This is a genomic window from Pseudomonas sp. SDO52101_S400 (genome assembly GCF_054071635.1).
Genome location: NZ_JBSVWF010000043.1, coordinates 11,913 through 33,621 on the forward strand (window position 1 = coordinate 11,913; position 21,709 = coordinate 33,621).

The following is a 21,709-nucleotide window of genomic DNA, read 5'->3' on the forward strand; positions in this document are numbered from 1 at the left end:
GATCCAAGATCCATTAAATGACACTAGCGGTCTACTGTCAGATCTGACAGGCGAGATAGACGTTTTCCCGAGTCAGCCAAGGCTGACACGGGAATTTCACGCGTTGTTTCAGAGGTGGGGAGCCGGTGCGGCCATGGCCGGCAGCGGACCGTTCAGCTGTTGCAACTGGGTCTTGATCGGCGCGGTGGCGCACTTGGCAGCCGCCTGTTCGGCAGTCAGGTTGCGGATCGAGGTGTAGAACAGCTCACAGGTCTTGACCTTCTGCGTTACTTGCCAGGTCTGCGTGCAACTGTTCAGCAAGGTTTTCGGATCAGTGCCCGGTTTGCTGCCCATCCCGGCCTGCCAGCAGGCAGCGCTCAAGTCTTGCCCCATCACTTTCAAACCTGCCGCATCGGCCTTGGCCTGGGCATCGTCGCCGGTGTAGTTGGCCGGGTCGGCGGCGTACCAGATGTAACTCGGGTGGTTGGAACCCAGCACCGGCACGTTCACACCTGCACTTGGACTGATGGTGGCCAGGCCCAGTACATTCACGGTGGCGCCGTATTGCTGTTTGATCCAGTTACGCACTGGCGCGCCGAAAGCGACCATTGGCAGAGTGGCGCCTTTGGCGTTCTGACTGACTTCCTTGACCATGGTGGTCTGGTAGTCCTTGAAGTAGTCGTAGACCCCTTCCAGGGTGCTGCCTGCGCTGGCGGGCGCGGCAATCGGCGCGATGTCGATGATGGTCTGGTAGCCCGGCGTCTGGTCGGCAGGAATGCCGTTGTCGGTCAGCAGCGCAGCCCAGCGGTCGGTGGTATTGGAGCGCAGGTAATCCTGGGCCTGGGTCAGCGAGTAATCCGGCGGGAAGTGCAGCAGTTCGACGCTTTTACGGTTTTCCAGGGCCATGCCCAGTGGCAGGAACAGATACCAGCTGTACGCCCATTTGCCATCGGCGTTGAGCTTGCTGGCGCCGGTGTAGGCCAGGTCGCCGGCGTCCAGCAGCGCGGTCAGCGGCTTGTCATAGCCTTTCGGCACGCCGCTGATCTCGGCATAGATCTGCCCGTTGTCATTCTTCACCAGCACCTTGGCACCGGCGTAGCCATCGCGCTGCACGCTTTGGCTCAGGTAATGGGCGACCGTCTGCTCAAGCGTCCAGTTGCGAAAGCAGATCACGCTGCAATTGTTGGGATAAGCGAAGAGGCGGGTGACGCGTTCGGTGCTGCCCAGTTTCAGATCGACATCGGCATGGGCGGCTGCGCTCAATGTGAGCGCAGCGAGGGTGAGTCCTGCGAGTTTGAACATGCTCAGATCCTTTTCAGCGTGGGTTCCCCGTTGTTCGGGTGCGCCACATATTGGATCAGCTGTGTGATGGCGAGAAGCCGTCAGTCACAGTTTTTTGAGCTGTACTGCAGGACCTGTCCTCAGGCCTTGAAATGCAGGGCGTTGGTCAAGTCGCCCATTGGCTTCTGGCCCCGGCCGATCATCGCATCGTCACGTTGCTTGATACCCGCCAGTGTCTCCAGCTGGAAGACTCGGGTAATCAGACGCAGGATCGAAGCGGTGTCATAGACCGTGTGATCCACCGTGCCTTTGCGGGCAAACGGTGACACCACCAGCGCCGGCACCCGTGATCCCGGGCCCCAGCGATCGCCCTTGGGTGGCGCGACGTGGTCCCACCAGCCGCCGTTCTCATCGACGGTCACGATCACCACCATGTTTTTCCACTGTGGGCTTTCCCGCAGCACTTTCAGGGCACGAACGATGTGGCGGTCGCCCGAAGCCACGTCGGCGTAACCGGCGTGCATGTTCAGGTTGCCCTGGGGCTTGTAGAAGCTCACGGCCGGCAACTTGCCCGCTTCGGCATCGGCGAAGAATTTGTTGGTGCTCGACTCATCGCCCAGGCCGGCGTCGCGCAGGCGCTTGCTGCGCTCTTCGGGATGCTCCGGGCCTTGTTGCTGGAAGTAGTTGAACGGCTGATGGTGGTACTGGAAGTTGGGGATTTTCGGGATGCCACCCGAATCCTTGTACTGATCCAGCGTCGCCTGCCAGGCACCGGCGTACCACGCCCAGTCGATGTTCTTCTTCGACAGCTTGTCGCCGATGTGCTCGTGGGTCTGGGGCACCAGGACGTTCGGCAGATCGGCTTTGGAATAGGCCGGACGCTCCGGGTCGCGGATCCATGTCGGCCAGTAGGGCGGGGCGAGGGTGTTGACCCCGTAACCGTCCGGGGTCAATGCGCTCGGGCCGAACTGTGGCGGCCCGGTCATGGCGCTGGCCGGGGATGGCTCAAGCGGCTTGAGGCGCGGATCCGCCGGGTCATCACTTTGCAGCGCGGCGATCTGGCTTTTGGCGACCGAACTGGCGGCGTTCGGGTAGAACGGCGCGGTGGCGCTGATCAGGTATTGATGATTAAGGAACGAGCCACCGAAGGCGCCCTGGAAGAAGTTGTCGCACAGCACGAATTCCTGGGCCACGTCCCACAGGCGCAGGGAATAACGGCTCTGGGCGTAGTGTCCCATGGTCAGACCACCGGAGTCGGCCCAGGCGACAAAACCGTCGTTCTTGCCGCCGTTGATCTGCATCTGGTTCTGATAGAACACGTGCCACAAGTCGCGAGTCACCAGACCGAGCGGCAAGTCCTCGGCGTTCGGGCCTTTGAGGGCGAAAGGCGCGTTGGGCAGGTTTTCCTGAAACTGCACGGCGTTGGGATAGGTCACGCCGTCGAGCGTTTGCGGGCCGATCTGCAACACACCGCCCCAGGCCGGCGGCAGGGTCTGCAGCAGGCTGCCGTCGCGGTCGCGCTGTTGGTATTCCTCAGGCTTGAGTGCTGACAGCGGTTTCTCGACACCGGGGAAATCACCGAACAGGTTATTGAAGCTGCGGTTCTCGGCGTAGATCACCACGACGGTCTTCACCTGATCGCGCAAGGCCTTGTCCAGTTCGGCAGGCGAGAGTGGGCGCTCCTCGGGTTTGCCTGGCTGATCGCCGGCATTCCCACACCCGGCCAGCGTGGCGCCCACACCCAGGACGGCGACACCGCCGAGAAAGCGGCGGCGACTGGTATCAGTGGGATTGTCGGATTCAGGAGAGGAGGGATCTTTGCCGTCGGTGTCGTCGTTCATGTAGAAGTCCGTTTTTTGCTTAATTGTTTCAGTATGTTTCGGGCGGACGCTAGCAAGGGAATGTGACGGTTGGGTGACAAAAGGTGCGGTGTTTGCCACCCGCCACCACTGCTAGACTGGCGCAGTATTGAATCCGGCCCAGGTGAAACCATGAAGCCTTCAGTAGTACTTGATCTGCAACGAGCCGCCATTCGTGAATTGGTCGATCGCTTTCCGACGGCCAACCCTCGTGTCTTCGGTTCGGCATTGTTGGGGACTGACGTAGAAGGCAGTGATCTTGACCTGTTGGTCGACCCACTTCCCGGGGCAACGCTGTTTGACCTTGGCGGGCTTCAGGTTGAGCTTGAAGACTTGTTGGGCATTTCTGTCGATCTGTTGACGCCGGGAGACTTGCCCGTGAAGTTCCGTCAACAGGTGCTGGATCAGGCCCGTCCCGTATGATCGAGAATCGGATTGGCGATTACCTCGAACACATGCGCCAAGCCGCAGGCGATGCGCTGATCTTTGTCGAGGGACTGAATAAAGACGAGTTCGTTGAAGATAAGCGCACCCAGCAAGCGGTGATCATGAGTCTGGTCATCATTGGCGAAGCGGCTACCAAGATCATGGATCGTTTCCCGGAGTTCGCGGCTCAAAATAACCAGGTTCCGTGGCGCAGCATGCGCGGTATGCGTAACCGGATCGCTCACGGCTATTTCGATATCAATCTCGATGTGGTTTGGGACACGGTTCAGAGCGCCCTGCCTGAGCTGTTGAAAGTCTTACCTCTACAGCCAAGCTGACCACGCCTGCTGGAAACAGGCGTGGTCATTTCAAATTACGGCATCACCGGCGGCGTATACGCCAATGTCGTCCCCAGCGCCCACAGCAACAGCAGCACCAGCGGCGTGTGCACCAGCAGTTGCACGAACGAGAAACCGATCAGGTCCCGCGCCTTTAACCCCAGCACGCCCAGCAGCGGCAGCATGTAGAACGGGTTGATCAGGTTCGGCAGGGCTTCGGCGGCGTTGTAGATCTGCACGGCCCAGCCCAGGTGGTACTTCAGATCGGTGGCCACCTGCATCACGTACGGCGCCTCGATGATCCACTTGCCGCCGCCGGACGGAATGAAGAAACCGAGAATCGCCGAGTACACGCCCATCAGCAGCGCATAGGTGTCGTGGGAAGCGATGCTGACGAAGAACGTCGAGATGTGATGGGCCAGGGTCTGGGCGTCGGTGCCCTTGACCGTGGTCATCAGCGCGGCAATCGAGCCGTACAGCGGGAACTGGATCAGTACGCCGGTGGTGGTCGGCACCGCGCGCGCCACCGCATCGAGGAAACTGCGCGGGCGCCAGTGCAGCAAGGCGCCGAGCATGATGAACAGAAAGTTGTAGGTGTTGAGCCCGGAAATCGCGGTGATCGCAGGTTTGGTCGAGAACTCGTGGAACAGCCATCCGGCGGCGAGCAGCACCAGCACGATGATCAGCAGCGGACTGTGTTCCAGCCATTCGCCGGGCCGTGTGCGCGGTTGCAGCGGAGGCAGGTTGAAGGCCGGGTCGATGCCGCAGGCCTTGGCATCGCGCGCCGAGTTCGGGCCGGGTGCGGTGGCGTAGGCGATGATGATCGAGATCACCACCAGCGCAAGCAGCATCACGCCCGACTGCCAGAGAAAAATCGTCTGAGTGAAGGGAATCACCCCGGTGATCGACAGAATCGACGGCGGCAGGCTGGCGGGGTTGGCTTGCAACTGTGCGGCAGAGGACGACAGGCCCAGTGCCCACACCGCGCCAAGGCCCAGATAAGCCGCGGCACCGGCAGCACGGTAGTCCATTTTCAGATCGGTGCGGCGGGCGAGGGCGCGCACCAGCAGACCGCCAAATACCAGCGACAGGCCCCAGTTGAGCAACGATGCGACCATCGAGATCAGCGCGACCCAGGCCACGGCGGAGCGGCCGTTCTTCGGGATCCGCGCCAGTCGATCGATCAGTTTCACGGCGGGCGGTGAGCTGGCCACCACGTAACCGCCGATGACCACGAAAGCCATCTGCATGGTAAAGGGGATCAGGCTCCAGAAACCGTCACCGAAGGCCATGGCGGCGTCGCCAGGTTTGGCCCCCATGGCCAGGGTGGCCAGCGCGACGATGATCACCGCCAGTGCAGCGAACACCCAGGAGTCGGGAAACCAGCGTTCTGCAAAACTGGAGCAGCGCAAAGCAAAGCGCGCAGAGCGGCTATCTTCGATATCAACGGCCACGGGAGTACCTCGGATTTTTATGTTTATTGTGGTCTTCGGGGCTTGGCCGGCCCGTCTGGACAGGTGCCAACAGTAAATCAACCGGCGGATTTTTGTGACCGTGTTTTGCTGAATCAGACTATGGTCTAACGGGTTGTTCAACGGCCCATTTGCGTAGACCATGGGCGCCTTGGTTTTTCGCCTGCCAGAGTTCTTTGACATGACTGCCCATTCCACTGCCCGACCGGCGCCGTTCAGCCGTTCCGACTACAAGACCCTCGGCCTTGCGGCCCTGGGCGGGGCGCTGGAGATCTACGATTTCATCATTTTCGTGTTCTTCGCCCTGACCCTCAGCCAACTGTTCTTCCCGCCGGAAATGCCTGAGTGGCTGCGCCTGCTGCAAAGCTTCGGGATCTTCGTCACCGGGTATCTGGCGCGGCCGTTGGGCGGGATCCTGATGGCGCATTTCGCCGACCGGCTGGGGCGCAAGAAGGTCTTCAGCCTGAGCATCCTGATGATGGCGCTGCCGTGCCTGCTGATCGGGATCATGCCGACCTACGCGCAGATAGGTTATTTCGCACCTTTGTTGCTGTTGGCGTTGCGCATCCTGCAAGGCGCGGCGGTGGGCGGTGAAGTGCCGAGCGCCTGGGTCTTCGTGGCCGAGCACGCGCCGGCCGGCCATCGCGGTTATGCACTGGGCTTTCTGCAGGCCGGGCTGACCTTTGGCTACCTGATCGGCGCACTGACTGCGACCTTCCTCGCACAAGTCTTCACCCCCGCCGAAGTGCTGGATTACGCGTGGCGCTATCCGTTTCTGCTCGGTGGTGTGTTCGGCGTGATCGGCGTCTGGCTGCGTCGCTGGCTGAGCGAAACCCCGGTGTTCATGGCCATGGAAGCGCAGCGTGAGACACGGGTCGAACTGCCGTTGCGCACGGTGTTGCGCGAGCATCGTCTGGCGATGCTGCCGGCCATGCTGCTGACGTGTGTGCTGACTTCGGCAGTGGTGGTGTTCGTCGTCATCACCCCGACGATGATGCAAAAGACTTTCGGCATGACTGCCAGCCATACCTTTGCACTGAGTGCCCTGGGCATCGTTTTCCTGAACATCGGTTGCGTGATTGCCGGCGGGCTGGTCGATCGCATCGGCGCCTGGCGCACTGTCATGCTCTACAGCCTGTTGTTGCCACTGGGCATCGGCGTGCTCTACACCTGCCTAATTGTCGGCGGTGACTGGGTCGGTCTGGCTTACGCCATCGCAGGGCTTTGCTGTGGCGTGGTCGGTGCGGTGCCGTCGGTCATGGTCAGTCTGTTTCCGGCACGTATTCGCGTATCGGGCATTTCCTTTACCTACAACATTGCCTACGCCGCCTGGGCCAGTGTCTCACCGTTGCTGCTGATCGGTCTGATGCCGTGGAGCCCATGGATCTGCGTGATGTTCTGTGCGGTGATGGGTCTCGTGGGCATCGCCAGCGCGGCGTATTTCGGCTCGCGGATGCTGCGTGCAGGACATTGTCAGGTGGCTGGAGCAGCCTGATTTACCGAGGCGTAACTATTTTTGTAGGACAAGGCTAAAACGCACTTCAGAAAAGATCTCCAAGGCCGATGGTTAGGCTGCAACCCCGCTTTCCATCCAGTCCATCGGTGCTTTCCCATGTTCAACAAACGCCTCAAGCAAGAGCTGGCGGCTCTTCGTGAAGAACTCTCCAGCCTTCTGCAAGTGAAGGAGAGCCTGGAAAGCGAGATGCTGGTGCTGACCCTTGAGCCCGACGGGCGGATTCAATCGGTCAACCAGAACTTCCTCAATGAAATGCTCTACAAGAGCCATGACCTGGTCGGTCGCGCCATCGAAGACATCGTGCCGGCCCATGTGAAGTCCGACGAATTTCATCACCGTTTCAAGGCTGCATTGACCCGCGGCGAGCATTTCGCCGGTGCCGTGCGTCTGTCGCGCGGCAATGGCGAAGAGGCATGGCTGCGTTCGATCGTTCAGCCGATCCGCTCATCGGACGGGCGGATCAAGCATTTCTCGATTTTCTCCAGCGACCTGACCCGAACCATCGAAGCCTCCCGCGAGCACGAAAACCTGATCGGCGCGCTGGTGCGTTCGACGGCGGTGATCGAGTTCGACCTCAACGGTAACGTGCTGAGCGCCAACGATCGCTTCCTTCAGGGCATGGGCTACAGCCTGGCGCAGATCAAGGGCAAACATCACCGTATGTTCTGTGAGTCGGGCGAGGCCAACAGTGCCGAATATCAGAATTTCTGGCGTCGCCTGAATAACGGCGAATTCGTTGCCGGACGCTTCAAGCGGATCGACTCCCATGGTCGGGAGGTCTGGCTGGAGGCGTCCTACAACCCTGTACTCGACGCCAACGAAAAACTCTACAAAGTGGTGAAGTTCGCCACCGTGATCACCGATCAAGTCAATCAGGAGCAAGCCGTCGCCGAGGCCGCCAACATTGCCTACAGCACGTCCTTGCAGACCGACAGCACCGCCCAGCGCGGAACCCGTGTGGTGACTGAAGCGGTCAATGTGATGCGCGATCTGTCGAAGCACATGCAGACCGCCGGCGAAGGCATCGAAGCGCTGAACGAGCAATCGCAAGTGATCGGCACCATCGTCAAGACCATCAGCGGCATCGCCGAACAGACCAACCTGCTGGCGCTCAACGCCGCCATTGAAGCCGCCCGTGCAGGGGAGCAGGGCCGTGGTTTTGCGGTGGTGGCCGACGAAGTGCGGCAACTGGCTTCACGCACCAGCCAGGCGACCGAGGAAATCGTCGGAGTGGTGCGCCAGAACCAGGACATGGCGCGCAACGCCGTGGCGCTGATGACCGACGGCAAGCTTCAGGCAGAGCAAGGTCTGGCCCTGGCGGCGGAAGCGGGGACGGTGATCGTCGAGATCCAGGATGGCGCGCAGAAAGTGGTGGACGCGGTGGGCCAGTTCGCCAACCAGCTATCCAGCTGATGCCTGCCAGGCGAAGGGATTGTCCATGGCAATCCCTTCGCTGTTTTTATCCCGCTACAATCGGCTCTTTTTCCCGGAGCAGATCCCATGAGCGAGTCCTTCCGTCGCCCGGTTCCCCTGAACAAAGCCTACCGTTTGCTCAATCACGGGCCGACCGTGCTGGTCAGCGCCGCCCATGACGGGCAGCGCAATATCATGGCTGCAGCCTGGGCCATGCCGCTGGATTTCGAACCGCCGAAAATCGCGGTGGTGCTGGACAAGTCCACCTGGACCCGGCAACTGCTCGAGGCCTCGGGCACCTTCGTTCTCAACGTTCCTTGCGTGAATCAGGCCGACATTGTGCAGACCGTCGGTTCGACTTCGGGCCTGGAAATCAATCGTGAACAAGGGCAGGACAAGTTCCAGGCATACGGCTTGCTGAGCTTCTCTGGCGAGCAGGTCGAGGCACCGATGCTCGACGGTTGCGTAGCGTGGCTCGAATGCCGGCTGCTGCCGGAGCCGCGCAATCACGAACAGTACGATCTGTTCCTGGCCGAGGTGATTGCGGCGCAGGCTGATTCGCGGGTGTTCAGCGATGGGCGTTGGCATTTTGAAGGGCATGACGGTTTGCGCACTTTGCACCATGTGGCCGGTGGGCATTTCCTGACGATTGGTGATCCGGTGGATGGCAAGACGCTGTCCGTCTGAGCGCCGCTTGATGGCAAAACGTCGCTGGATGTTGCAAGGTAGGGGCATTGTCTAATCCATCAGGCGTCTGCCCCATGTTTTCCAGTTACCTTGCACCGTTGTTGTCGCTGGCGCTGCTGTGGACGGTTGCCGTGGTGACCCCCGGGCCGAACTTTTTCAACATCGCGCAGCTGGCCGTCAGTCGTTCCCGACGCCATGGAGTGGTGGCGGCGCTCGGCGTGGCGAGCGGAACGGTGTTATGGGGGCTGGCCGGTGGCCTGGGCATCCAGTCGTTATTCAGTGCCGCACCAGCGCTCTATCTGAGCTTCAAGATTGCCGGCGGCTGCTACCTGATCTATCTCGGACTCAAGCAATTCAAGCGAAAGGCCCCTCTCACGCAAGGGGCACCTGACGCTACTGAGCAAACGTTGCTCGGTGCCTATGGGCGAGGTTTTCTGGGCAACATGACCAACCCCAAATCGGCGCTGTTCGTGGCGACGATCTTCGCCACCGCCATGCCGGCCCATGTGCCGCCGATGCTGCTTGCGCTGGCGGTCCTGACCATGGCAACGCTGTCTTTCAGTTGGTACTGCAGTGTGGCGCTGTTCTTCGCCAGCCGACGGATTGCCGGCGTCTACGAGCGCTCACGCACATGGCTGGATCGGCTGGCGGGTGGTTGCTATTTGCTGTTCGGTGCGCATCTGGTGGCGAATCGCTGACCGGAAATCAGGCGGCGGATGACGCTTGTTTCGCTGTCATCAATTGCTCGACGGAGCTTAGATTCTGACCATCGGAATGCTCGGCCGAACGGATTCATGGACATACAAAAAAGGCTTACCTCTCGGTAAGCCTTTTTCAGTTGGCTGGGAGATTCAGCGTAGGCAATACATTTTGAGGTGCCTGCATGGCTGTTTTTTTCAGACTGACTTCATGGGCTTGATCAGACTTTCCGCCGGAATACCGAACAACTCGTGAAGTTTCCAGATCATGGGAAGCGTCAGAGCACGTTTGCCATTCAGCACCTCATAAACGCGATTTGTCCGGCCAATTGCAGGGGCGAGATCGGCTGCCGACAGCCCGGACTGCTCCATCCGAAACCTTATGGCATCAATCGGGTTGGGCAGATCAAGTGGGAAGTGCCTGGCCTCATAGGACTCGATAAGGGTGATCATGATGTCGAAGTAATCACCTTCAGGCGTGCCGGGTTCTGGCTCATTCTCGAAAAGAGCGGACACGTCTTTGAGCGCCGCACGGTAGTCTTCTTCGGTATGAATCGGACGTATGTTCATGGGTTACTCCATTTCGACGGTATCAGCGTCGATTGCGTTGTACTGTTTGTGAGAGCTCTGCATGCACTCTATCCCGGACAGCATTTTTCCGATGTAGGAAAAGGCAATGTGATTTAGCCGAATCGGATTCATGGACATACAAAAAAGGCCTACCTCTCGGTAAACCTTTTTCAGTTGGCGGAAGGGATTTCAATCCCCCAACGCTACGCCTTCACGCCGAGGATCCGCCCCACCGGCCAGTGTTGATTTCCCCTGCGTATCCTTGACCCGCACGATGGCCTGGGTGCCGCTGGTCATGTCGATTTCGCTCACGGCGTGGCCCTTGTCCTTGAGCGCCTGAATCAATCCGGGGGTGAACTGACCCTGCTCCAGCTCCGTCGGGCCGTTGCGGCTGCCGAAGTTGGGCAGGCTGATGGCGCTTTGCGGGTCGAGGTTCCAGTCGAGCAGGCCGACCGTGGTTTTGGCCACGTACTCGATGATCTGCGAGCCGCCAGGGGAGCCAACGGTGGCGACGAACTCGCCGCTGTTGCGATCGAAGATCAGGGTCGGGGCCATTGATGAACGCGGGCGTTTGCCGGGTTCTACGCGGTTGGCGACTTTCTGGCCGTTTTCTTCGGGGATGAACGAGAAATCGGTCATCTGGTTGTTGAGGAGGAAGCCCTGAACCATCAGGTGCGAGCCGAACGCTGCCTCGATGGTGGTCGTCATCGACACGGCGCCACCGAAGTCATCCACGGCCACCACTTGCGAGGTGGAGATGCGCAGCGGCGAGCGGTCTGGTGCGTAGGCCACCTGCACGCCCGGCGGTGTGCCGGGTTTGGCGCTGCCCATGCTGCGTTCGCCGATCAGGCTGGCACGGCTGGCCAGGTAACCCGGATCGACCAGGCCCTTGACCGGCACCGGCACGAAGTCGGTATCGGCTACGTACTGCGCGCGGTCGGCGTAGGCCAGGCGCTCGGCTTCGGCGATCAGGTGCACGGCTTGCGGCGCAGGTTCGGTACCGGCGGGCTTATCGGTCTTCACAGGCTTGAGCGGCGTCAGGGACAGACGCGGGTCGCGAGTCTCCAGTGCCTGCAAGGTGCCGAGAATCTGCGCCACCGCAATCCCGCCCGATGAGGGTGGCGGCATCCCGCACACCTGCCAGCGTTTGTAGTCGGTGCACAGTGGCGCGCGCTCCTTGGCCTGATAGTGCTGAAGGTCGTTCAGCGACAGGCTGCCGGGGTTGGCGTGGCCCTGAACCTTGGCCACGATCTCTTCGGCGATCGGGCCTTTGTACAGTGCATCCGCACCTTCATTGGCGATGCGTTTGAGCACGGCGGCCAACGCCGGGTTCTGCAAGCGAGTGCCGACGGCTTTGACGCTGCCGTCGCTGTTCAGAAAATACCTGGCCATGTCCGGCGAGCGGCGAATCACCGGGTCGGATTCCAGCAGCGAATACAGGCGCGGCGAGATCGCAAAACCCTGCTCAGCGAGTTTGATTGCCGGCTCGAACAACGTCGCCCACGGCAAGCGGCCGTGCTTTTTGTGCGCCAGTTCCAGCGCTCGCATCACGCCCGGCGTGCCGACGGAGCGTCCGCCGATCTGCGCCTGAGGGAACGGCATCGGTTTGCCGTCGGCCTGTAGAAACAGCTTCTCGGTCGCACCGGCCGGTGCGGTTTCGCGACCGTCGTAGGTGCGCACCTGTTTGCCATCCCACAGCACGATCATCGCGCCACCACCGATCCCCGAGGACTGCGGTTCGACCAGGGTCAACACGGCTTGCATCGCGATGGCGGCATCGATGGCGGAACCACCCTGACGCAACATTTCGCGACCGGCTTCGGCGGCCAGCGGATTGGCAGCGGCGGCCATGTGTTTCTCGGCGTGGCTGGCTTGCAAGCCAGTGCGGTAACCGGAGGCGGCTTCCGGTGCCAGCGGCAAGGTCGAGGAGGGCGGTGCGTTGCAGGCGGCGAGGGTGATGGCGCTGACAATCAAGGTCAGCGCAGGCAGGCGAAAGCGGCTCAGGGGCAGGGCTGGAAACACGCGGGGCTCTCCGTCCGTGGGATAAAAGTCTGACGGACTGTATCGGCCGACCGTGCAGGACGCAAACCGTCGGTACGTTTGCCCTTCATGCCTTGGCGAATTTTCTGTAGGGTCAGGGGCAAATGTGAAGCCAGAACAATCAACAAGAGGCCACCATGCACAGCGAGTTTCCGACTCAGTCCAGCTACCGCCATCAACGCGAACAGTTTCTTGCCGCCGCCACCGCGGCCGGTGCGACGCTCACCTCCTACGCACATCCGCGCTGCGGGCCGTCTGGCGAGCCGTTGAGCTCCGACGTTGCAGTGCTGGGTGATCCGCAAGCCAAACGGCGTCTGGTGGCGCTCAGCGGCACCCACGGGGTGGAGGGCTATTACGGTTCGGAATGTCAGATCGACTGGTTGAAGCATTTCACTCCAGGCTCGCTGCCAAAGGATGTGGCGGTAGTGATGATCCACCTGATCAACCCTTGGGGCACCGCGTGGCTGCGGCGGGTCAACGAAGACAACATCGACCTCAATCGCAATCATCTGGATTTCAATCAACCGCTTCCGGACAACCAGGCTTACGCCGCGCTGCATGAGATCTACGCCTGCACCGATTTGAACGGCCCCGAGCGGCAGCGCGCCGATGCCTTGCTCGATGCGCAAATCGCCGAGCACGGCTGGCCGGCGGTAATGTCCATTGTCGAGGGCGGGCAGCACAGTCATCCCGATGGATTGTTCTTTGGCGGACTCGCGCCGAGCTGGTCGAATCGCACGCTGCATTCAATCATCGAGAGTCATCTGGCCGGTGCTGAAACCGTGATGTGTTTTGACCTGCACACCGGCGCTGGCGAGTACGGGCATCCGATGCTGCTGACGATAACCCAGGCGCCGTATCCGGCACAGGCCCAGGCGCAATCCATTTACGGCCCGTGGCTCTACACGCTGCACACCGGTGCCGAAACCTTGAGTGATACCGGCGTTGCAGCAACCGCCACCGGGTACACCTCGCAGGCACTGCTCAATGCGCTGCCGAATGTGCAGCTGATGCCGTTCGTGATCGAGTGCGGCACTTATCCGGGGCCGGACGTGCATCGTTACTTGCGCGACGATCACTGGTTGCATCTGCATGGCGATCCGCTGGACGCGACGGGGCGCGAGATCAAATTGAATCTGCTGGAGCAGTTCTATCCGGCGGATCCGGACTGGCGGGCGATGGTCGGTTTGCGCACGCGGCAGATCTGGGCGAAGGGGTTGGCGGCGTTAGTGGGCGAGGGATAAACAAACGGCTTACCTTTTGGTAAGCCGTTTTGACTATTAGGTCGTGCGCAGCCTTGGACTATGAGTGCCAGATGGTTACTGCTTGAAGCCTGGCAGCCCGTTGGCAGCGCGCCACTTTTTCACCGTTTCTGTGATGCCTTCGGGAGTGCATTGCGCGTCGTCCTCTGGCCAGTAGATCAAGTCGGATCCTGCCGGGTGCTCACTGAGACGTTCAAACTCAAAAAGTAACGGATCAAGTATTTCATCGGGACTTGTATTGGCCGCCAGCACAGAGTTCAGAAAATCAATGAACTCGGCTTCTGTGTAGTCAGAAATGGTTTTTTTCATGGCTGTCCACTTCGGTGGTTTTCAATGTGGTTTTTTGGAGTGTTCACTCGTAAGTTGTCTATGTCGTATACCGCACCGTTATTGGCAATATGCTCGACGTGATGCAACTCATAAGATGTTCTATCTCCCGCTCTGTCTTGCCTACGAGCCTTTGGCGACAAACCAGCGCGCATTCGCTCGAGGTTCCCCTGTATGAAGTGTTCCGCCAGATCGGGATCATTAGCCACTTCTTCCCAAAACGCCTCCCTGAATTTGTCAAAGCTAGAAAACTCTCGCCCTTTGAGGCGATCCGCAATCCGTGTCGGGATCGGCACACCAATCCCCGTTCCTGCTCCCGCCAGCCATACACCGGAAACATCCTCACCAATCCCGGTCACCGTCCCCGGCATCAATCTGGCCGGTTTCGAAAACACCACATACAACGACTTGAGCCCGGTCTCCGCCGGAAACACCAGAATACAATCCTCGGCGGTGATGTCTTCGCCGGGCAGGATTTCTATCTGGCTGTCGGTGTTCGCAGCGATCGGGTGGACGAGGATCGTGCTCAGTGCTTCGCCGTGCTCCGGATGAACCAGCGGCGGCATCGATCCCAGAGGCCCGCGTTGCGGCGTCCACAAAATCGTGATGCCGTTGAGCTTGGCCTCCATGGCGGTCTTGTCGTTGTTCCACCCGACTTTTACGGTACGCACGGAGTCGTCGCCAAAGGCGCCGGTGTGGATGCCGTAGACCTGCATGACCCCTTCGGCATCACGCCGGAACTGGAAGCGCACGCGAGTGGTGGCGTGGGGCAGGTTGCGCAGTTGTTCGTCGGTATAAAGGGTGCCGTCGCCCATTCTGGTCGGCAGCATCCCGAGGATGAACACACTGGCCGGCCCGCCTGCACCCCGTATGGCCCAGTTGAGGCGTTGCTGCAGGATTCCACCACCTGCCATGCGCCCCAAGGCCAGATCGGCGCCGATTGCTTTCGCTACGACCCTGCTGGCAGCGGGAATGCGCATGGCGCCCGCCACCATGACTTTGCCGAAGTGAGAGGCGGGCTCAGGTGTTGTGCCTGCATCCGTTCGGCACCAGTTGCCCGGCATGCAGGACTTGGCAAAAACCAGATCGTCGCGAGGTTTTGGGGATGGCCATTCGTCTGTCGGGACGTATACGGGCTCTGGTTCTCGGGGCGGATTCCAGGCAACCCACGAGGCGCCGCCGTTCGGACGCTTTCGGCGCCGGATATCACCGAAAAGGTCTTTGTCCAGGTCCATGACAACTCCCTGTCTGTCTTTGGATAGAGACAGGGGAGCTTGTCGGTCAGTCGGGATGGCGATCAAATCGACTTGCAGGGATGCAGGTGCTTGAACGAACGAAAAGTCCTCTTCGTACGCTTTTCGAACTCTGTTCCTACGGAATCAGATGGCACACGGAGGAGGGCACTTTTCTCGAGGCATAAAAAAACGGCCTACCTTTCGGTAAGCCGTTTTTAGTACTTGGTGGCTACACAGGGACTTGAACCCCGGACCCCAGCATTATGAATGCTATGCTCTAACCAACTGAGCTATGTAGCCAAGTGGCGCGCATTATTCCCCTGAAATGGAAAAGCGTCAAGCGTAAATTCAAAATATTTCTTCTTATTTTCAACCGCTTATCCTCCCGCGCCGAAAATCGGGGCGGGAAGGGCTTTCATCGCAGCTGAAATCTCCCGGTATTCGCACTCAAGGCATGGCTGCCCTGACTCAAGGTGTCCGCCGCGAGGTTCACCGCTCGTGCGCCTTCAAGCAGGCGAACTGCCGCCTGATCCACCTGTTGGATATTGCCGCTGACCTCATCGGCGGTGCTCGCTTGTTCTTCGACTGCCGTGGCGATTTGCGCGAGGGTGTCAGTGACGCTCTGCACCGCGCTTGCGATTTCACCAAGTCGTTCGCCCAGCCCGGTGACGGCTTCGGCATCCGATTGCGCCTGGCCGCATGCCGCTTCCATCAGGCTGACCGCTTCGTTGACTGTCGCACGCAGGCTGTCGACCGTGCCGGCGATCTGCGCGGTGGACGATTGCGTGCGTTGCGAGAGGCTGCGCACCTCGTCGGCCACCACAGCAAAGCCGCGACCCTGTTCACCAGCGCGAGCAGCCTCGATGGCCGCGTTGAGCGCCAGCAGGTTGGTCTGCTCGGCGACTCCGCGAATGGTATCGACCACCAGTTGAATCTGCTGCCCTTGCTCGCTGACCCGGCCGAGCGCTGCGGCAGTTTCGTTCAGGCGTTGATTGAGCTGTTGAATACTCGCCGTGGTGCGCTGACTGTCGCGGCTGCTGTCAGCGGCAATGCGTCGGGTGTGCTGGGCGCTTCCGGAGGCCTGTTCACAACTCTGCGCGACGCCCTGGGAGGTGGCAGCCAGTTGCGTGGCCGCTGCGGCGATCTGGCTGATCTGCAATTGCTGCGCTTCGACTTCGCTGAGAGCACCGCTGGAGTGATCGTTGAGGCTGCGCACCGCGTTGCTCAGTTGTGAAGTCTCGTGATCGACGCCCAGCAGGCTGTTACGCAATTGCACCACGGCCACGTTGAGCGCGGTGCTGATCGATGCCAGTTCATCTCGGCCCACGACGGGCACTTGCAGGCTCAGATTGCCGTCGCGCAAGGCTTCGGCGAGCACCGTAATGCCGCTGGCACTGCGGCGGATCGAGGCTTGCAGGCAGACGAACAGATAAAGTGCCGCCAGCAACAGGCAACCGAAGACGGTTGCCACCACGATGAACTGACGAATCGCCGATCCGTGATAGTCATCCAGGCGCTGGTCCAGCGACACCAGCGATTGCTGGCGCAGCGTGGCGAGGTTGCCGAGCAGGGCGTCCAGGCTGCGCTCGAAATCTTCCGGCTTGAGATTGATGCTGCCGCCGAACACGCCGTCATCCAGCACTTTCAACCCGGCATCCAGTTGCTTGAGGCTGTCGTGGTATTGCCCGGCCCAGCCTTGCAGGGCGCTCGGCAGACGCGCTTCTAGCAGGCCGGCTGTTTTTACAAGCTGTTCGCGGGCATCACCGATGCGGCTGCGCAGATCGCGCAGTTGCAAACGACTTTGCAAGGTGAACTGACCGGACACCACAGACGCCTGGCCAACGGCTGCCAGTCGGCCGACCCGTTCGATCAGGTCTGGTGCGTGCTGGGTGGAAATCTGCGTCAGCAGATAGGTTTCCAGCCATGGCGCGAGGATCAGGCGATTATCCATCGCTATTTGCTCGCGCAGGGCTTGCAGGGCGCTGAGGGCATTGGTGAAGCGATCGTAACCGTCCGGCCACCAGCCGACGCCGGCCAGGCTCTTGGAGTCCAGGCCGCCAAGCGCAGTCTGGAGGGCCTGATAACGAGCCAGTGTTTCACCTTCCGCGCCTTCGGCTTTCAGCGCATTACCCAGATCCAGCGTGGCCTGAGCGACGGCGGGTTGCACGCCATCGAATGCGGCCATGGCCGCGAGAGTCGCGGGCGTCGGTTGGCGGTTGGTTTCCGTGGCACGCCAGCGGGCAGCGCGGTCGCGCTGAGCGGCGAGCAGGTTGTCGAGCGCATCGAGGGCGAGTAACTGACGCACACCTGCGCGTTCGCCGGAAATCAGGTTGAGCTTGTCGCGATAGTCCTGGCCGATCATCAACAGGCTGCCGGCCAACGGCAGGATAAACAGCAGAAACAACAACTGGAATTTACGCGCGAAGCCAAACCGCCCCAGCAATCTGATCCCCGGTGATAAAAAAGCCTGCATGCCCCATGACTCCTCTGGACACCACGCACCATTGGCGTGCACCGCGTTCGTTGCGAGCGCGATCAGTGCCCTGCTAAAAGGCTTCGAAAGTCCACTCTTGTCCGCTCTGTAGGCCGACTCTGTAGCAAAACTTCCCATTCTCGATCCCCTTTGTAAGGGGGCCGCGTTCAAGCGGAGAAGCAAGGCAAGAATCAGACCATGGCTTTGCGCTATCACCTTCGTCGCGACGACTGAATAGTTCGTTAGCTGGCTAAGGGGATGGCGCTGGCGCACCGAAAAATGGCACATTGGCGCACCTGCCTGTGTGCACCCATCTGCTGTACGGAAACTCCCATGGCTATCAGCAACGTTCAGACCGCCGCTGCGTCGGCGTCCGCTCCTCCCCAAAGCAGTCCTCTGGTGATGCGCATCATCGGCGCGGTGGCGCTGGCGCATTTGATCAACGACCTGATCCAGTCGGTGCTGCCGTCGATCTATCCGATGCTAAAGGCCAACTACGGTTTGAGTTTCACCCAGGTCGGCCTGATTACCCTGACGTTCCAATTGACCGCGTCACTGTTGCAGCCCTGGGTTGGTTATCACACCGACCGGCATCCGAAACCGTGGCTGTTGCCGGCCGGTTCCGTGTGCACGCTGATCGGTATTGTGATGATGTCGATGGTCGGCAGTTTTCCGTTGATTCTGCTGGCGGCGGCGCTGATCGGCATCGGCTCTTCGACCTTCCACCCGGAAGCTTCTCGTATCGCCCGGCTGGCCTCGGGCGGTCGTTTCGGTCTGGCGCAATCGACGTTCCAGGTCGGTGGTAACGCCGGTTCGGCATTCGGTCCGTTGCTGGCGGCGGCAATCATCATTCCCTTTGGGCAGGGCAATGTGGCGTGGTTCGGGCTGTTCGCCGTGTTTGCGCTGTTCGTGCTGTACCGCATCAGCCGTTGGTACGCTCATCACCTGAACCTGTTCAAGCTCAAGGCCGGCCAGGCAGCGACCCACGGGCTCTCGAAGGGCAGGGTGACCAGCGCGTTGGTGGTGCTTGGGCTGCTGGTGTTCTCCAAGTATTTCTACATGGCCAGCCTGACCAGTTACTTCACCTTCTACCTGATCGAGAAGTTCGACCTGTCGGTGGCAAGTTCCCAGCTGCATCTGTTCCTGTTCCTCGGCGCGGTGGCGGCGGGCACGTTCTTCGGTGGACCGATTGGCGACAAGATCGGGCGCAAGGCGGTGATCTGGTTCTCGATCCTTGGCGTGGCGCCATTCACGTTGCTCATGCCGCATGTCGACCTGTTCTGGACCACTGTCCTGAGCGTGGTGATCGGCTTCATCCTGGCTTCGGCGTTCTCGGCGATTGTGGTGTACGCGCAGGAACTGGTGCCGGGCAACGTCGGGATGATCGCCGGGGTGTTCTTCGGTCTAATGTTCGGCTTCGGCGGTATTGGCGCGGCGTTGCTCGGGCATCTGGCGGACATTCACGGCATTGAGTACGTGTATTTCCTGTGTTCGTTCCTGCCGTTGTTTGGTGTGCTGGCGATCTTCCTGCCGAGAACCAAAAAGGCCTGACGGGCTGAATGTCAGGCACAAAAAAGCCGCGTATCAAACGCGGCTTTTTCTTGGGTGCAGCTTTTACACGTTGAAGCGGAAGTGCATGACGTCGCCGTCCTTGACGATGTAGTCCTTGCCTTCCAGGCGCCATTTACCGGCTTCCTTGGTACCCGCTTCGCCCTTGTACTGGATGAAGTCGTTGTAGGCGATCACTTCGGCACGGATGAAGCCTTTCTCGAAGTCGGTGTGGATCACGCCAGCGGCTTGTGGTGCGGTGGCACCGACGCGGACGGTCCAGGCGCGGACTTCTTCGACACCGGCGGTGAAGTAGGTCTGCAGGTGCAGCATTTCGTAGCCGGCGCGGATCACGCGGTTCAGACCAGGCTCTTCCAGGCCGAGGGCCTCGAGGAACATGTCTTTCTCTTCACCGTCGTCCAGCTCGGCAATTTCCGCTTCGATCTTGTTGCAGACCGGAACGACCATGGCGCCTTCTTCTTCGGCGATGGCCTTGACCACGTCCAGGTGCGGGTTGTTCTCGAAACCGTCTTCAGCGACGTTGGCGATGTACATGACCGGCTTGGTGGTCAGCAGGTGGAAGCCCTTGATGATCGCTTTCTCGTCGGCGCTCATGTTCTTCATCAGGCTGCGTGCAGGCTTGCCTTCGCTGAAGTGCGGGATCAATTGTTCCAGCAGGGCCTTTTGGGCCACCGCGTCCTTGTCACCGCCCTTGGCGTTGCGCGCGACTTTCTGCAGTTGCTTCTCGCAGCTGTCGAGGTCAGCGAAGATCAGTTCGAGGTCGATGATTTCGATGTCGCGCTTCGGGTCGACGCTGTTGGAAACGTGGATCACGTTCTCGTCTTCGAAGCAGCGTACGACGTGAGCGATCGCGTCGGTTTCACGGATGTTGGCCAGGAACTTGTTGCCCAGACCTTCACCTTTCGAGGCGCCGGCCACCAGGCCCGCGATGTCGACGAATTCCATGGTGGTCGGCAGGATGCGCTTCGGATTGACGATGGCCGCCAGAGCGTCCAGACGCGGATCCGGCATTGGCACGATGCCGCTGTTCGGCTCGATGGTGCAGAAGGGGAAGTTCTCGGCCGCGATCCCGGATTTGGTCAGGGCGTTGAACAGGGTGGACTTGCCGACGTTAGGCAGGCCGACGATGCCGCAATTGAATCCCATGGTGTTTTCCCCGAGGAGTAGAGTCAGGCCTTCTGGCTGTGCAGGTTTTTCATCGCACGGTTCCATTCACCGGCGAGGATATCCGGCAGCACGCCGAGGGCAAAGTCGATGCTGGCATCGAGTTTTTCCTGTTCGGCGCGTGGCGCACGACCCAGGACGAAATTTGAAACCATACTGGCGACGCCCGGGTGGCCGATGCCAAGCCGCAGGCGGTGGAACGTATTCTGATTGCCCAATTGCGCAATGATGTCGCGCAACCCGTTGTGACCGCCGTGACCACCGCCAACCTTGAGTTTGGCGACGCCCGGAGGCAGGTCGAGTTCGTCGTGTGCCACGAGGATTTCTTCGGGCTTGATGCGGAAGAAACCAGCGAGTGCCGCCACGGCCTGGCCGCTGCGGTTCATGTAGGTGGTGGGAATCAGCAGACGAACATCCTGACCCTGATGCGAAAAACGCCCGGTCAGGCCGAAATACTTGCGATCGGCCACGAGACTCACATTCTGTGCGTGGGCGATGCGCTCAACAAAAAGGGCCCCTGCGTTATGCCGGGTCTGGTCGTATTCGGCGCCTGGATTTCCCAGGCCAACGATCAGTTTGATGGCAGTCACGATAGGGGCCCTTCCTTTGAGTGGTGAGTAACATCGCCGCGATCAGGGAAGGCGGCGAAAGAGGACGAAAATTGCTCATTTACCATGAATGTAAACTCCGCGTTCTCGCCCGCTTTCTCGCTACGTTCCAGTCCGCGATGTTACTTGCTCACTCAGGCGTTACAGAGTGAATTACTCTGCTGCGCCTTCTTCGGTAGCTTCTGGAGCAACACGTGGAGCGTGGACGTTGGCAACAGCCTTGTCATCGCCGTGTGCCAGAGCAACGAATTCAACGCCTTTCGGAGCTTTCAGGTCCGACAGGTGAATGATCGAACCGATTTCAGCGTTAGCCAGGTCGACTTCGATGAACTCAGGCAGATCTTTTGGCAGGCAAGTCACTTCGATTTCAGCAACAACGTGCGAAATCTCGCCGCCTTTCTTCACTGGAGCAGCTTCGTTGATGAAGTGCACAGGAACGATAGCGGTCAGTTTCTGGCCAGCTACAACGCGTACGAAGTCAGCGTGCATCACGTGGCCTTTGGCCGGGTGACGCTGCAGAGCCTTGATGATTACGTTTTGCTTGGTGCCACCAACGTTCAGCTCGATGATGTGGCTGTAAGCCGCTTCGTTTTCGAGCAGTTTGGCAACTTCTTTGGCCAGCATGCTGATGGATTCAGGGGCTTTGTCGCCACCGTAAACAACAGCTGGAACCAGGGCGGCGAGACGACGCAGGCGGCGGCTCGCACCTTTCCCCAGGTCGGAACGCGCTTCAGCATTCAGAGTAAAATCGTTCATTTTGTATCTCCAAAATAGCCATGACCGAGTGGCGTT

18 protein-coding genes, 1 tRNA gene and 2 pseudogenes are annotated in these 21,709 nt (G+C 60.2%); 9 read left to right on the forward strand and 12 right to left on the reverse strand.

The genetic code is table 11. The annotated features are described in order from the left end of the window. Positions 1–108 precede the first annotated feature (108 nt). Entirely contained in the window at positions 109–1,281 is a 1,173-nt protein-coding gene (locus ACW9HX_RS20435) for a hypothetical protein (protein ID WP_457381991.1), read from the reverse strand. A 119-nt stretch (positions 1,282–1,400) separates the two neighbouring features. Then, complete coding sequence (gene acpA / locus ACW9HX_RS20440; RefSeq protein WP_457381992.1) at positions 1,401–3,101, reverse strand: acid phosphatase; 1,701 nt, start codon at positions 3,099–3,101, stop codon at positions 1,401–1,403. 150 nt (positions 3,102–3,251) lie between these two features. Here acpA and ACW9HX_RS20445 point away from each other — a divergent pair, with 150 nt between their 5' ends. Together ACW9HX_RS20445 and ACW9HX_RS20450 are read left to right on the forward strand one after the other, a co-directional pair. Continuing rightward, on the forward strand, positions 3,252–3,542 hold the full coding sequence (locus tag ACW9HX_RS20445; protein WP_457381993.1) for a nucleotidyltransferase family protein: 291 nt from the start codon (positions 3,252–3,254) through the stop codon (positions 3,540–3,542). Further along, positions 3,539–3,883: a HepT-like ribonuclease domain-containing protein gene (locus tag ACW9HX_RS20450; protein ID WP_457381994.1), complete on the forward strand. Its 345-nt coding sequence runs from the start codon at positions 3,539–3,541 to the stop codon at positions 3,881–3,883. The genes ACW9HX_RS20445 and ACW9HX_RS20450 overlap by 4 nt, the downstream gene beginning before the upstream one ends. Before the next feature lie 35 nt (positions 3,884–3,918). Here ACW9HX_RS20450 and ACW9HX_RS20455 read toward each other — a convergent pair whose 3' ends face one another. Then, positions 3,919–5,337 carry a short-chain fatty acid transporter gene (locus tag ACW9HX_RS20455; protein WP_457381995.1) on the reverse strand — a complete coding sequence of 473 codons (1,419 nt, stop codon included), beginning with the start codon at positions 5,335–5,337 and terminating at the stop codon, positions 3,919–3,921. 199 nt (positions 5,338–5,536) lie between these two features. Between ACW9HX_RS20455 and ACW9HX_RS20460 the strand changes: the two genes are divergently transcribed. The 5 genes and pseudogenes from ACW9HX_RS20460 to ACW9HX_RS20480 all read left to right on the forward strand — a co-directional run bounded on the left by ACW9HX_RS20460 (position 5,537) and on the right by ACW9HX_RS20480 (position 9,669). Beyond that, entirely contained in the window at positions 5,537–6,850 is a 1,314-nt protein-coding gene (locus ACW9HX_RS20460) for an MFS transporter (RefSeq protein ID WP_457381996.1), read from the forward strand. 207 nt (positions 6,851–7,057) lie between these two features. After that, positions 7,058–7,744 (forward strand): annotated as a pseudogene (locus tag ACW9HX_RS20465) (PAS domain-containing protein); the annotation flags it as partial. Positions 7,745–7,852: 108 nt separating this feature from the next. Further along, positions 7,853–8,284 (forward strand): annotated as a pseudogene (locus ACW9HX_RS20470) (methyl-accepting chemotaxis protein); the annotation flags it as partial. A gap of 87 nt (positions 8,285–8,371) precedes the next feature. Further along, the gene (locus ACW9HX_RS20475; RefSeq protein ID WP_457381997.1) at positions 8,372–8,971 is read left to right on the forward strand and encodes a flavin reductase family protein; all 600 of its coding nucleotides are present in this window, start codon (positions 8,372–8,374) and stop codon (positions 8,969–8,971) included. Positions 8,972–9,045: 74 nt separating this feature from the next. Beyond that, positions 9,046–9,669, forward strand: a complete 624-nt coding sequence (locus tag ACW9HX_RS20480; protein ID WP_457381998.1) for a LysE family translocator — start codon at positions 9,046–9,048, stop codon at positions 9,667–9,669. Positions 9,670–9,867: 198 nt separating this feature from the next. Here ACW9HX_RS20480 and ACW9HX_RS20485 read toward each other — a convergent pair whose 3' ends face one another. Next, complete coding sequence (locus ACW9HX_RS20485) at positions 9,868–10,239, reverse strand: helix-turn-helix domain-containing protein (protein ID WP_457381999.1); 372 nt, start codon at positions 10,237–10,239, stop codon at positions 9,868–9,870. 189 nt (positions 10,240–10,428) lie between these two features. Next, positions 10,429–12,261, reverse strand: coding sequence for a gamma-glutamyltransferase (ggt, locus tag ACW9HX_RS20490; RefSeq protein ID WP_457382000.1), 1,833 nt, complete (start codon positions 12,259–12,261; stop codon positions 10,429–10,431). Positions 12,262–12,416: 155 nt separating this feature from the next. On the opposite strand from ggt, the gene ACW9HX_RS20495 reads away from it, so the two are divergent. Then, positions 12,417–13,523 (forward strand): DUF2817 domain-containing protein, encoded by a 1,107-nt coding sequence (locus ACW9HX_RS20495; RefSeq protein ID WP_457382001.1) that lies wholly within the window; start codon positions 12,417–12,419, stop codon positions 13,521–13,523. 75 nt (positions 13,524–13,598) lie between these two features. Here ACW9HX_RS20495 and ACW9HX_RS20500 read toward each other — a convergent pair whose 3' ends face one another. The 4 genes from ACW9HX_RS20500 to ACW9HX_RS20515 all read right to left on the reverse strand — a co-directional run bounded on the left by ACW9HX_RS20500 (position 13,599) and on the right by ACW9HX_RS20515 (position 17,576). Continuing rightward, positions 13,599–13,850, reverse strand: a complete 252-nt coding sequence (locus ACW9HX_RS20500; RefSeq protein WP_457382002.1) for a bacteriocin immunity protein — start codon at positions 13,848–13,850, stop codon at positions 13,599–13,601. After that, positions 13,847–15,103, reverse strand: coding sequence for an S-type pyocin domain-containing protein (locus ACW9HX_RS20505; RefSeq protein WP_457382003.1), 1,257 nt, complete (start codon positions 15,101–15,103; stop codon positions 13,847–13,849). Before ACW9HX_RS20505 ends, ACW9HX_RS20500 begins: the two co-directional genes overlap by 4 nt. 223 nt (positions 15,104–15,326) lie before the next feature. Continuing rightward, positions 15,327–15,403 (reverse strand) — tRNA-Met (locus tag ACW9HX_RS20510). Between the two features lie 115 nt (positions 15,404–15,518). Beyond that, a complete protein-coding gene (locus tag ACW9HX_RS20515; protein WP_457382004.1) occupies positions 15,519–17,576 on the reverse strand; it encodes a methyl-accepting chemotaxis protein in 2,058 nt (685 codons plus the stop codon). A gap of 333 nt (positions 17,577–17,909) precedes the next feature. Between ACW9HX_RS20515 and ACW9HX_RS20520 the strand changes: the two genes are divergently transcribed. Then, the gene (locus ACW9HX_RS20520; protein WP_457382005.1) at positions 17,910–19,127 is read left to right on the forward strand and encodes an MFS transporter; all 1,218 of its coding nucleotides are present in this window, start codon (positions 17,910–17,912) and stop codon (positions 19,125–19,127) included. 63 nt (positions 19,128–19,190) lie between these two features. Here ACW9HX_RS20520 and ychF read toward each other — a convergent pair whose 3' ends face one another. The 3 genes from ychF to ACW9HX_RS20535 form a co-directional block, all read right to left on the reverse strand. Beyond that, the gene (gene ychF / locus ACW9HX_RS20525; RefSeq protein ID WP_007951727.1) at positions 19,191–20,291 is read right to left on the reverse strand and encodes a redox-regulated ATPase YchF; all 1,101 of its coding nucleotides are present in this window, start codon (positions 20,289–20,291) and stop codon (positions 19,191–19,193) included. 23 nt (positions 20,292–20,314) lie between these two features. Continuing rightward, positions 20,315–20,899 carry an aminoacyl-tRNA hydrolase gene (gene pth, locus ACW9HX_RS20530; RefSeq protein ID WP_457382006.1) on the reverse strand — a complete coding sequence of 195 codons (585 nt, stop codon included), beginning with the start codon at positions 20,897–20,899 and terminating at the stop codon, positions 20,315–20,317. A gap of 171 nt (positions 20,900–21,070) precedes the next feature. Continuing rightward, the gene (locus ACW9HX_RS20535) at positions 21,071–21,673 is read right to left on the reverse strand and encodes a 50S ribosomal protein L25/general stress protein Ctc (protein WP_457382007.1); all 603 of its coding nucleotides are present in this window, start codon (positions 21,671–21,673) and stop codon (positions 21,071–21,073) included. Positions 21,674–21,709: the final 36 nt, after the last annotated feature.